This is a genomic window from Stenotrophomonas sp. STEN035, assembly GCF_056759935.1.
The window spans coordinates 83,616-95,839 of the sequence record NZ_JBRRDY010000017.1; the positions used below are offsets into that span (position 1 = coordinate 83,616).

General features: G+C 63.3%; 11 protein-coding genes. 8 read left to right on the forward strand and 3 right to left on the reverse strand.

The genetic code is table 11. The features are described 5' to 3' along the window. Positions 1-37: 37 nt before the first annotated feature. Complete coding sequence (locus ACVOLL_RS11075; protein WP_481512953.1) at positions 38-730, reverse strand: rhomboid family intramembrane serine protease; 693 nt, start codon at positions 728-730, stop codon at positions 38-40. Between the two features lie 200 nt (positions 731-930). On the opposite strand from ACVOLL_RS11075, the gene ACVOLL_RS11080 reads away from it, so the two are divergent. Continuing rightward, the gene (locus tag ACVOLL_RS11080) at positions 931-2,379 is read left to right on the forward strand and encodes an outer membrane protein transport protein (protein WP_481512954.1); all 1,449 of its coding nucleotides are present in this window, start codon (positions 931-933) and stop codon (positions 2,377-2,379) included. 352 nt (positions 2,380-2,731) lie between these two features. Here ACVOLL_RS11080 and putA read toward each other — a convergent pair whose 3' ends face one another. Then, positions 2,732-5,950 carry a bifunctional proline dehydrogenase/L-glutamate gamma-semialdehyde dehydrogenase PutA gene (putA, locus tag ACVOLL_RS11085; RefSeq protein WP_481512955.1) on the reverse strand — a complete coding sequence of 1,073 codons (3,219 nt, stop codon included), beginning with the start codon at positions 5,948-5,950 and terminating at the stop codon, positions 2,732-2,734. Between the two features lie 292 nt (positions 5,951-6,242). On the opposite strand from putA, the gene ACVOLL_RS11090 reads away from it, so the two are divergent. The 6 genes from ACVOLL_RS11090 (at position 6,243) to ACVOLL_RS11115 (ending at position 10,982) form a co-directional block, all read left to right on the forward strand. Further along, entirely contained in the window at positions 6,243-6,716 is a 474-nt protein-coding gene (locus ACVOLL_RS11090) for a DUF2244 domain-containing protein (protein ID WP_481512965.1), read from the forward strand. Positions 6,717-6,733: 17 nt separating this feature from the next. Continuing rightward, positions 6,734-7,675: a cytochrome c oxidase subunit II gene (gene coxB / locus ACVOLL_RS11095; RefSeq protein WP_481512956.1), complete on the forward strand. Its 942-nt coding sequence runs from the start codon at positions 6,734-6,736 to the stop codon at positions 7,673-7,675. Between the two features lie 62 nt (positions 7,676-7,737). Next, positions 7,738-9,348 (forward strand): cytochrome c oxidase subunit I, encoded by a 1,611-nt coding sequence (ctaD, locus tag ACVOLL_RS11100; RefSeq protein ID WP_481512957.1) that lies wholly within the window; start codon positions 7,738-7,740, stop codon positions 9,346-9,348. Positions 9,349-9,359: 11 nt separating this feature from the next. Beyond that, positions 9,360-9,497, forward strand: coding sequence for a hypothetical protein (locus ACVOLL_RS11105; protein ID WP_481512958.1), 138 nt, complete (start codon positions 9,360-9,362; stop codon positions 9,495-9,497). Then, the gene (locus ACVOLL_RS11110; RefSeq protein ID WP_481512959.1) at positions 9,494-10,084 is read left to right on the forward strand and encodes a cytochrome c oxidase assembly protein; all 591 of its coding nucleotides are present in this window, start codon (positions 9,494-9,496) and stop codon (positions 10,082-10,084) included. Before ACVOLL_RS11105 ends, ACVOLL_RS11110 begins: the two co-directional genes overlap by 4 nt. Positions 10,085-10,106: 22 nt before the next feature. Beyond that, entirely contained in the window at positions 10,107-10,982 is an 876-nt protein-coding gene (locus ACVOLL_RS11115; RefSeq protein ID WP_481512960.1) for a cytochrome c oxidase subunit 3, read from the forward strand. Between the two features lie 46 nt (positions 10,983-11,028). Here ACVOLL_RS11115 and ACVOLL_RS11120 read toward each other — a convergent pair whose 3' ends face one another. Next, positions 11,029-11,247: a twin transmembrane helix small protein gene (locus tag ACVOLL_RS11120; RefSeq protein ID WP_312916472.1), complete on the reverse strand. Its 219-nt coding sequence runs from the start codon at positions 11,245-11,247 to the stop codon at positions 11,029-11,031. Between the two features lie 57 nt (positions 11,248-11,304). Here ACVOLL_RS11120 and ACVOLL_RS11125 point away from each other — a divergent pair, with 57 nt between their 5' ends. After that, positions 11,305-12,039 carry an SURF1 family protein gene (locus tag ACVOLL_RS11125; RefSeq protein ID WP_481512961.1) on the forward strand — a complete coding sequence of 245 codons (735 nt, stop codon included), beginning with the start codon at positions 11,305-11,307 and terminating at the stop codon, positions 12,037-12,039. Positions 12,040-12,224: the final 185 nt, after the last annotated feature.

The following is a 12,224-nucleotide window of genomic DNA, read 5'->3' on the forward strand; positions in this document are numbered from 1 at the left end:
CACCGGCTTCGCGGCTGACGCCGCTCCTACAAGAAAGCTAGAAGCCCTTGCGCTTGCGCAGCCGTCGGGCAATCGCCGCACGCACATACAGCCCGTACGCCACGCCAAACAAAAAACCAGCCACATGCGCCGACCAGGCCACCATGCCGAAGCTGGGGCCGATATAGGCGAACACCACCTGCAGGGCCGCCCACACGCCGATCAGCAGAAAGGCTGGCGCACGCACGAATTCCAGGAACAAGCCCAACGGCAGCACCACGCCCAGCTTGGCGCGTGGGAACAGGGTCAGATAAGCCCCCATCAGCGCCGACACCGCGCCACTGGCACCGATGATGGTGCGTTCCGGTGAGCCGATCACATACAGCGCGGCCAGGTTGGCGATGGCACCGCCAAACAGGAACAGCAGTAGCAGGCGCCACGGTCCCAGTACGCGTTCTGCGGGCAGGCCGAAGATCAGCAGGAACACCAGGTTGCCGAGCAGGTGCGACCAGTCGGCATGCAGGAACAGTGCGGTGAACAGCCTTAATACGCTGCCGTCGCGCAAGGCTGCCCACCAGTCATGGCCACTGCCCAGGCCAGTGGCCAGCGCGCCCCAGTCCAGCCACAACGAGCGCCGCGCCTCATCTGGCCGTGAGATCGACCAGAGGAAGGCGGCCAGCAAGGTCAGGCACAGCAAAGGCACAGCCCAGCGCAGGCCTGACTTATTTCTGGAAGGAATGGAGACGAACATGAGTGCGGAAGCCTAACCCGGGACCGCCCGGGGCGGGCTGGGAATATGTCTTTCGTCGTTATTGTTTAGTTAACCAGCGTGGGTGATACTGCATACGGCGTCGTATGTCGGGAGGGGACTCCGGCGCACTGTCAAGTAGCTTGCTACTTGGGAGTGCAGGCGCAAAACGACCATTACCGTTTACGGAGAGAGCTTCCACTATGACCGCTTCTGCTATTGCTCGCGTAACTGCCCTTGCCGTCGGTATTGCCGGCGCCCTGGCTTTCAGCCACGCCGATGCTGCTGCCTTCCAGCTGAAGGAAAACAGCGCCAAGGGCCTCGGCCGCGCTTTTGCTGGTTCCACCAGCGCATGGGACGACGCTTCGGTTGTCGCCACCAACCCCGCTTCGATGCGCCTGCTCGACGGTCGCCAGTTCCAGGCTGACCTGAGCGCCATCAGCTTCTCGGCGAAGTTCGAGAAGGCCTCCGGCCGTAACTCCGGCCCGGGTGGCCCGGGCACCGGCACCAACATCACCGGCGGTAACGGCGGCGATGCAGGCATGATCGCGCCGGTCCCGGCAGCGTATTTCCACCTGCCGTTCGGTGAGAACGACAACATGCATTTCGGCCTGTCGCTGACTGCACCGTTCGGCTTCAAGACCGATTACGACAAGAACTGGGTGGGCCGCTACAGCGGCGTGACCACCGACCTGAAGGCCATCGACCTGGGTGCCGCGTTCTCTTACGACGTCAACCCGTATGTGTCGTTCGGCGCGTCGGTGTTCGTTGAGCACCTGACCATCGAACTGTCCAATGCACTGGACATGGGTGCTGTGGTCAACGGTGCCGCCCAGCAGCGCGCCGCCGCAGCTGCAGCTGCCGCTGGCCGCACCCCGGCGCAGATCGCCGCCGCCGCCGCCGCTGCTGGTCAGCAGGCTGCTCTCGGTGGTTTCTCGCCGGGCAGCGCCGATGGTTTCGTCACCATCGAAGGCGACAACAATGCCGTCGGTTACCTGCTCGGCACCACCCTGAGCCCGACTGAAGACACCAACATTGCCTTCACGTACCGCTCCAAGGTCGAGCACAAGATCACCGGTGGCAAGGCCAACTTCACCGTTCCGCAGAATGTTTCGGTTGCCCTCGGTCAGCCGGGTAGCGGCCTGTTCGTGGACACCTCGGGCAAGGCCACGGTGACCCTGCCGGCCTCGATCTCGATGAGCGTGACCCACCGCATCAACGACCGTTGGACCGTGATGGGCGACGTGTCGCGCACCGCATGGAAGACCGCGTTCGACCAGGTGACCGTCGACTTCGCTTCGAACCAGCCGGACAGCGTTCTGGGCTTCCATTACAACGACACCACCTTTGGCTCGATCGGTACCGAGTACAAGCTGTCGGAAACCATCACCCTGCGCGGCGGTGTGGCCTATGACGAGTCGCCGACCAGCATCTCGCACCGCGACGTGCGCGTGCCGGACGTGACCCGCAAGTGGCTGTCGTTCGGTCTGGGCTGGACCCCGTCGGAGAAGACCGAGTTCAACTTCGGTTACACCCACCTGTTCACCAATGAGCCGGGCATCAACGTGACCTCGGCCACTGGCAACGTGGTCAAGGGCAAGTACGACGTGGGCGGCGACATCCTCGCTGCTTCGATCAACTACAAGTTCTAAGCGGACCTGTAATTGATGCATGCAGAAAGCCCCGCGCAAGCGGGGCTTTTTGTTTGGGCGCCGATTGCACTGCAGGCGATCGTGCATTTGTAGGAGCGGCGTAAGCCGCGAAGCTGGCATCAATGAAATCACCGATGCCGCTGCAATCAGATAGACCATCTGCTTCGCGGCTTCCGCCGCTCCTGCAAGGTTGACGCGTTGCCGGGAAAAAGCCTCTGCCGAGCATGGCTCGGCACTACAGCCCCCTCCCTTTCGCGCAGCGAAGGGGAGGGGTGGGGAGGGGTAGGCTTTTCGCAGGACAAAGAAAAACCCCGCTTGCGCGGGGTTTTTCTTGATCACAATACAACTGGAATCAGTCGCCCAGGGTCAGCAGCGAGGCGTTGCCACCGGCGGCGGTGGTGTTCACCGTTACCGTCTTCTCGGTGGCGAAGCGCAGCAGGTAGTGCGGGCCGCCGGCCTTGGGGCCGGTGCCGGACAGGCCCTGGCCGCCGAACGGCTGCACGCCGACCACCGCGCCGATCTGGTTGCGGTTGACGTAGACATTGCCGACGTTGACGCGCGCTGCAATGCGATCAACGGTTTCGTCGATGCGCGAATGCACGCCCAGGGTCAGGCCGTAGCCGGTGGCGTTGATCTGGTCGATCACCGCATCCAGCTGATCGGCCTTCCAGCGGATCACGTGCAGTACTGGCCCGAAGATCTCCTTGTGCAGCTGATTCAGATCCTTCAGCTCGTACGCACGCGGGGCGAAGAAGGTGCCGTGCGCGGCCGCATCGGACAGCGGTGCGGCTGCGATCAGGCGCGCTTCGGCGTCCATGCGCAAGGCGTGATCCTTGAGGATCTGCAGGGCATCGGCGTCGATGACCGGACCGACGTCGGTGGACAGCTCGCCCGGATCGGCTACCTTCAGTTCGGCCATCGCACCGGACAGCATGCCCATCACCTTGTCGGCGATGTCATCCTGCACGAACAGCACGCGCGCTGCCGAGCAACGCTGGCCGGCGGAGGTGAAGGCCGAACCGATCGCGTCCTTGACCAGCTGTTCCGGCAGTGCCGAGGAGTCGGCGATGAAGGCATTCTGGCCGCCGGTCTCGGCGATCAGCACGCCGATGGCGGCATCGCGTGCAGCCATGGCGCGGTTGATGGCGCGGGCGGTCTCGGTGGATCCGGTGAAGGCCACGCCGGCCACGCGCGGGTCGGCGGTCAGCGCGGCACCGACGGTGGCACCGTCGCCCGGTAGGAACTGCAGCACGCCTTCCGGCACGCCTGCGTCGAGCAGCAGCTTCACTGCGTAATAGCCGATCAGGTTGGTCTGCTCGGCCGGCTTGGCGATGACGCTGTTGCCGGCGGCCAGTGCGGCGCTGATCTGGCCGAGGAAGATCGCCAGCGGGAAGTTCCACGGGCTGATGCAGACGAAGACGCCACGGCCGTGAAGCTGCAGTTCGTTGCTTTCGCCGGTCGGGCTCGGCAGTTTTTCGGCGGCGCCGAACTGCTCGCGTGCCTGCTTGGCGTAGTAACGCAGGAAGTCGACTGCTTCGCGCACTTCGGCGACGCCGTCGGGCAGGCTCTTGCCGGCTTCCTTCACGCACAGTGCCATGAACTCGGCGATGCGCGCTTCAAGCTGATCGGCGGCGTGCTCGAGGATGGCGGCGCGGCTGGCGGCCGGGGTGCGGTTCCAGGCCGGCTGTGCGGCCACGGCATTGGCCAGTGCCTTCTGCACGGTGGCGGCGTCGGCAGCCTGCCAGTGACCGACGACCTGGCGGTTGTCGGCCGGGTTGACCACCGGCTGCGACGGCGTGCCCGGGGCCACGCCCTGCACCAGCGGGGTCGCCTGCCACGGCTTGATGGCGGCGTTGAGCTGCTCGGCCAGGGCGCGCAGTTCGTTGTCGTTGGCGAGGTTGATGCCCATGGAGTTGGTCCTGTCGTGGTTCTGGCTGCGCAGCAAATCAACCGGCAGCGGGATCTTGGGGTGCGGGATGGAAGCAAACGAAGACACGGCTTCGACCGGATCGCGGATCAGGTCGTCTATCGACACGTCTTCATCGGTGATGCGGTTGACGAAGCTGGAGTTGGCGCCGTTCTCCAGCAGGCGCCGCACCAGATACGGCAGCAGGTCTTCGTGCGAGCCCACCGGTGCGTACACGCGGCAGGGCACGTTCAAGCGGTCAGCCGGAATCACTTCGGCGTACAGGTCATCACCCATGCCGTGCAGCTTCTGGTGTTCGTACACGCCGCCCTTGGCGATCTGCTTGATCGTGGCGATGGTGGCCGCGTTGTGGGTGGCGAACATCGGGTAGATCGCGTCGCTATGGCCAAACAGGCGCTTGGCGCAGGCGATGTAGGACACGTCGGTGTTCTGCTTGCGGGTGAACACCGGGTAGGCGGGCAGGCCTTCGATCTGCGCACGCTTGATTTCCGCATCCCAGTACGCGCCCTTGACCAGACGCACCTGCAGCTTGTGGCCGATGCGACGGGCCAGGTCAGCGAGGTAATCAATCGTGTACGGCGTGCGCTTCTGGTAGGACTGCACGACGATGCCGAAGCCTTCCCAGCCCTTCAACGAGGCATCGCTGACCACGCGCTCGATGATGTCCAGCGACAGTTCCAGGCGGTCGGTTTCTTCGGCGTCGACGGTACATCCGATGCCGTAGGACTTGGCCAGCTGCGCCAGTTCCAGCACGCCCGGCACCAGATCCTTCAGTACGCGCTCGCGCTTGGCGTGCTCGTAACGCGGGTACAGCGCCGACAGTTTGATCGAGATGCCGTGCGAGGTGGTGACGTCACCGTCGGCCTTGCCACCACGGGCGATGTTGTCGCTGCCGATGGCGTGGATGGCGCGGCGGTAGTCTTCCAGATAGCGCAGCGCGTCCTTCATGGTCAGCGCGCCTTCGCCGAGCATGTCGAAGGAGTAGCGGTAGTTGCTGTTGTCGCCCTTGTGCGAACGCGACAGCGCTTCGTCGATGGTGCGGCCCATGACGAACTGGTGGCCCATGATCTTCATGGCCTGACGCACGGCCAGGCGGATCACCGGTTCGCCAACGCGGCCGATCAGACGCTTGAACGCGCCATGCACATCGCGCTTGGTGGCATCGGCCAGATCAACCAGGTGACCGGTCAGCATCAGGCCCCAGGTCGAGGCGTTGACCAGCACCGAGTCTGACTGGCCCATGTGGCGCTTCCAGTCGGCCTCGCCCAGCTTGTCGCGGATCAGCTTGTCGGCGGTTTCCTGGTCCGGAATGCGCAGCAGGGCTTCGGCCACGCACATCAGCAGCACGCCTTCCTCGCTGCCCAGGTCGTATTGGCGCATGAAGGCTTCGATCGCGCCCTGGTTCTTGGCGCGGGCGCGCACGCGGCGCACCAGGTCGGCAGCGGTGGCCTGTACCTGCGCCTGTTCGGCGGCCGGCAGGCGCGCCTGCTCCAGCAGTTCGCGCACGTGGCTGGCTTCGTCTTTCAACCAGGCATCAGTGATGGCCTGGCGCAGCGCGGGCGGCGCCGGCGGAAGCTCAGGCGTCAGCAGCGGCGGGGCCGGCGACGTAGGGGAGGCGACATCAGGAGAAGGTGTTGCGTTCATGCGCTCGGCCACAGTTGGATTCGGCCATTTTAATCTTCGGTGGCGGATTTCCTAGTCCCCGGCGGGCATCTGTTGGCAGCTTGAAAGCACTGGTGTGTGGGCACTTTCGCAATACTTAACGAGTTGGTTTTAATTGTGCCGATTCCGGCAATTAAATCGACGTGCTGGGACGATATGGGCACAGTTTTGATGTGCACTGCAGCATTGATGACGATGATGAATGGAAGCTTGCCGGGCGTGTGCGGGCAGGGCTACCATCGAACTCGATTTCCGCGGTATGGACGCGGCTGCGATGATCCAGGTGCTTCGGCAAGATTCCGATGGCTCAGGGACGCAGTTGTTACTGCACCCCCCACGGGCACTCAGTGCTCGGCAGTTCGTCCAGTTGTTTGCGGCGTTGGCAGGATTGATGGTGTTCGCGGCCGGCCTGGCTTGGCTGTCCGGGAACGTACTGGCCCCTGTCTTCGCGTTGTTGCATGGCTTCCTGGTGGCCGCTGCCCTGCGCGCGTGTTGGCGCAGCAGCAATCGCCGGGAAGAGATCCGGGTAGGACCGGACTGCGTGGAAGTGATTCCCGCAGCCGGAGTTTCGCCGGTATTCCGCGCACACCCGTATTGGGTGCGGGTGGTGACCGGGAAGGAACGGGTCCTGCTGGTTTCCAGCGGCAAATGGGTGGAAGTGGGGAGTTTCCTCGCGCCCGTGGAACGTCGGGAACTTGCGGTGACACTTGAAGGCTTGCTCGCAGCCAGCAATGGCAGCAACCGATGACGTCAAGGGTCTAGGCAATGAAGCAAAGCAGCGTGTGGGGCGCGAAGTTGAAACACGGTTTGGCAGCGGCAGCGATGATGCTGTCGGCGCAGGCAGCATGGGCGCAGACCGCCGATCCCAAGGAATGGCAGCTCAATATGGGCAAGGGCGTCACCCATACCTCGCGTATGGCGTGGGACGCACATATGGTGGCGTTGTGGGTGTGTACCGTCATCGGCGTGCTGGTGTTCGGCGCGATGGCCTACGCGATGTTCAAGTTCCGCAGGTCCAAGGGCGCGGTGGCCAAGCAGTTCAGCCACAACACCAAGGCGGAAATCATCTGGACCGTCATCCCCATCATCATCCTGGTAGTGATGGCCTGGCCGGCCACGGCCAAGCTGATCGCCATGTATGACACCCGCGATTCCGAGATGACGGTGAAGATCACCGGCTATCAGTGGATGTGGAAGTACGAATACCTCGGTGAGGACGTGGTCTTCACCAGCCGCCTGGACCGCAAGTCCGACGAAGTGCGGCAGAGCGGCAGCGTGCCGACCATGGCCAGCGACCCGCACTACCTGCTGGACGTGGACAACCCGTTGGTGCTGCCGGTAGATACCAAGGTCCGTTTCGTCATCACCTCCGACGACGTGATTCACGCGTGGTGGGTACCGGCGCTGGGTTGGAAGCAGGATGCCGTGCCGGGCTTCATCAACGAGCGCTGGACCAATATCGAAACCGAAGGCGTGTACCGCGGCCAATGCGCGGAGCTGTGTGGCAAGGACCATGGCTTCATGCCGATCGTGGTCAAGGCCGTGTCCAAGGACGAGTTCAAGTCCTGGCTGGCCTCACGCAAGCCGGCACCGGCTGCACCTGCCGAGGCGGCACCCACACCTGCTGCCGAACCGGCGCCTGCAGCGGCTCCCGAAGCAAGCCCGACTGTCGCTACACCCGCCGCGCCTGCGGCGGCCGGTGCCTGATACCACTGCGTGCCGGTGCTGCCGGCGCGATGCCTGAAAACGCATAACGAGGTGTAGTTGCAATGGCGAATACCGCAGTGGACCACTCCGATCACCACGGGCACCAACAGGGCTTCTTCGAGCGCTGGTTCTTCTCCACCAATCACAAAGACATCGGCACGCTCTACCTGCTTTTCAGCTTCACGATGTTCATCGTCGGTGCGGCGATGAGCGTGGTGATCCGGCTGGAGCTGGCGCAACCCGGCCTGCAGTTCGTCAAGCCTGAATTCTTCAACCAGATGACCACCGTGCATGCACTGGTGATGATCTTCGGTGGGGTGATGCCGGCCTTCGTCGGCCTCGCCAACTGGATGATCCCGCTGCAGATCGGCGCGCCGGACATGGCGCTGCCACGCATGAACAACTGGTCGTTCTGGCTGCTGCCGGTGGCCTTCGGCATGTTGCTGGTGACCCTGTTCCTGCCCGGCGGTGCACCGGCTGGTGGTTGGACCCTGTATCCGCCGCTGTCGCTGCAGGGCGGCTACAACGTCGCCTTCAGCGTGTTCGCCATCCACGTGGCCGGTGTCAGCTCGATCATGGGTGCGATCAACATCATCGCCACCGTGCTCAACATGCGCGCACCGGGTATCGACCTGTTGAAGATGCCGATCTTCTGCTGGACCTGGCTGATCACCGCCTTCCTGCTGATCGCGGTGATGCCGGTATTGGCCGGTGCGGTGACCATGCTGCTGACCGACAAGTTCTTCGGCACCAGCTTCTTCAACGCCGCCGGTGGCGGTGACCCGGTGATGTACCAGCACATCTTCTGGTTCTTCGGTCACCCCGAGGTCTACATCATGATCCTGCCGGCGTTCGGCGTGGTCAGCGAGATCCTGCCGACCTTCAGCCGCAAGCCGCTGTTCGGCTACCAGGCAATGGTCTACGCCACCGCCGCCATCGCCTTCCTGTCGTTCATCGTGTGGGCGCACCACATGTTCACGGTGGGCATGCCGCTGGGTGGCGAGATCTACTTCATGTTCGCCACGATGCTGATCTCCATTCCGACCGGGGTGAAGGTATTCAACTGGGTCAGCACGATGTGGGAGGGCTCGCTGACGTTTGAGACGCCGATGCTGTTCTCCATCTCGTTCGTGATCCTGTTCACCATCGGTGGTTTCTCCGGCCTGATGCTGGCGATCGTGCCGGCCGACTACCAGTACCACGACACTTACTTCGTGGTGGCGCACTTCCACTACGTGCTGGTGACCGGCGCGGTATTGGCGCTGATCGCCGCGGTGTATTACTGGTGGCCGAAGTGGACCGGCCGCATGTACAACGAGTTCTGGGGCAAGTTTCATTTCTGGTGGACGATGGTGTTCGTCAACCTGCTGTTCTTCCCGCAGCACTTCCTCGGTCTGGCTGGCATGCCGCGGCGTATCCCCGACTACAACCCGGTGTTCGCCGACTGGAACCTGATCAGCTCGATCGGCGCGTTCGGCATGTTCGCCACGCCGTTCATGATGGCGGCGATCCTTCTTGCCTCGCTGCGCAACGGCAAGCGCGCCGAAGCACGTGCCTGGGAAAGCGCACGCGGCCTGGAGTGGACCATTCCGTCACCGGCACCTGCGCATACCTTCACCGTGCCGCCGGTGATCAAGCCGGGCGATCTGGCGCATGACGACGTGACGCACTGAGGAGGCTGGCAATGAGCAGCAACGAACATTTCCAGGCTGAAGAAATGGCCCTGCGCAGGCGCCGTTCGCGGCGCACCGCGTTGATCGTTGGCCTGATCGCGGTAGCGGTCTATGTCGGCTTCATCCTGTCCGGGGTGCTGGCGAGTTGACCACGCCGGCGCCCGCACCCAAGCCGAACGCCGGTCTTGGCCGGCTGATCGGTGTGGCGTTCGCGGTATTCGTGCTGACCTTCTCGCTGGTGCCGCTATACCGCATCGCCTGCGAAAAAGTGTTCGGCGTACGCCTGGAGCGCGGCGCGACCACGCACGAAACCAACGCGCATGCGGCCAATGGCAAGCGCACGGTGCGGGTGGAGTTCGACGGCGGCGTCAATTCCAAACTGCCGTGGGCCTTCCATCCGGAAAAACTGACGATGGACGTGGTGCCGGGCGAGTTGAACGAAGCCCTGTACTTTGCCCGCAACGACAGCGAGCGCGCACTGGTTGGCAGCGCGGTGCCGTCGGTGGCGCCAGCACGCGCATCGGGTTACTTCAACAAGACCGAATGTTTCTGCTTCACCGCGCAGACCCTGCAGGCCGGCGAGCAGCGCGAGATGCCAGTGCGCTTCATCGTCGACCCGGATCTGCCGGCCGACGTCAACACGATCACCCTGTCCTACACCTTCTACAAGAATGATGCGCTGACCGAACGGCTGGCCCCGGCAAACACCGCGGCCGCCGCACACGCAGCTCCCTGATCACGGACCCGGAAGCAACGCCATGGCCCATAACACGCCTGATCCCAACGTCTACTTCGTGCCAAGCAGCAGCAAATGGCCGTTTGTAGGATCGATCGCGATGCTGGTGATGATGGTCGGGGTAGCCAGTTGGCTCAACGACGCCAGCTGGGGCCGCTGGACCTTCTTCACCGGCGTGGCGATGCTGGTGTTCACCCTCTTCCTGTGGTTCGGTGATGTCATCCGCGAATCGGTGGGTGGCAACTACAACCACCAGGTCGACGGCTCATTCCGGATGGGGATGATCTGGTTCATCTTCTCCGAGGTGATGTTCTTCGCCGCCTTCTTCGGCGCGCTGTTCTACACCCGCAACATGGGCCTGCCCTGGCTCGGTGGTGAAGGCCATGGCGTGCTCACCAATGAGTACCTGTGGGATGGCTATTCGGCGGCGTGGCCGACCAATGGCCCGGCCGATATCGGTGGCGCCTTCCAGACCATTCCGGCCTGGGGCCTGCCGCTGCTCAATACCTTGATCCTGCTGACGTCGGGCGTGACCCTGACCATCGCCCATCACGCGCTGAAGGCGGGCAACCGCAAGCAGCTGCTGATCTGGCTGGGTGCGACGGTGGTGTTGGGCTGCGTGTTCCTGTTCTTCCAGGCCGAGGAATACATCCACGCCTACAAGGAATTGAACCTGACCCTGGGCTCGGGCATCTACGGTTCCACCTTCTTCATGCTGACCGGCTTCCACGGCGCACACGTGCTGCTGGGAACCATCATGCTGCTGGTGATGTGGTTCCGCTCAGCCAAGGGCCACTTCAGCCGCGACAACCACTTCGGCTTCGAAGCCGCCGCGTGGTACTGGCACTTCGTCGACGTGGTGTGGCTGATGCTGTTCCTGTTCGTATACGTGCTGTAACGCGGCTCCGCGGCCGCACTGCACAACAGTGCGGCTGTTGCGATGTTCAGCCGCCAACACCATGCGGCTTGATCCAACCCGTATAGATGCCAAGCGCGACAAGAAGAATCAGCACCACTGACAGCGCGATACGCCGTGTCAACGCATTGACCGTCCGTTTGGTCTGGCCGCGATCGATCATCAGGTAATAGAGGCCGGCTCCAAGATTCCAGACGATGACGATCAAGAACGCGATCACCAACAGGGTCTTCAACGAATCATTCATGCGTGGCTCGTTCAGTGGGAAGGCAGTGCTATATCACCTGCTTGGCGGCAGCTTGTCATGACGCGACAGCACACGGCGATTTTTGGTTGGCTGGTAGCGGTGCTGGTGGCGGTCGTGTTCTGCGCCTTGGGCGGCTGGCAGCTGCAGCGCAAACACGAAAAAGAAGCCCTGCTTGCGCAGTTGCCGCCCAGCCGCGATGCTGCGCTCAGCCTTGCCCGGGCGGCGGCCACGCCGGATTCCCTGCATTGGGTGCGCGACCAGCTGCAGTTCCTGCCCGGCAGTGTGCTGCTGGACAACCAGCTGCGAGAAGGCCGCGCCGGCATCAAGGTCTACCAGCCTGCGCGCGCTGCCGATGGAGCCGTCGTGCTGGTCGATCTTGGCTGGTTGCCGCTGCCTGCTGACCGCAGCATGCCGAGGATTCGCGCGGAGCAGGGCACGCAGGCACTGCAGGGATTGTGGGCGCCTGCACCAGCAACCGGTATCGCCTTGGGCCCTGCATTGACCGCAGCGACGCAACCGCAGACCTGGCTGGCGACGCGGATCGATCTGCCTGCCATTGCCGCGCAGCTCGGGCTGGGTGGTGCTGTGTTGGCGCCGAAGGTACTTCGGTTGGACCCGGCGTTGCCGCTGGGCTATGCGCGTGATCTGGACCTGCTGCCCAATACCTTGCCGCCTTCGCGGCATCTTGGTTATGCGGTGCAATGGTTCGCGATGGCCTTGGCAGTGTTGTTGATTGCGCTGGTGTTGCAGTTCAAGAAGCGGCGGAAGGCGGGAGTTGGGAATGGGGGGTAGGTTGGAGCTGGTTCGAGCCAAAGCCAAAGCCAACGCGAAAGCCAAAGCCAAAGCCAAAGCACCCCACGCGATCCCTCGCCTGCGATTCGCGCAAGGGTTGGGGCAGTTTGCAACGATGTGGGTTCTGCTTTTGCCGGTTAATTTCCCCCTCAATTTCACCTAAGGTGAAGGGGTGGGACTTGGAG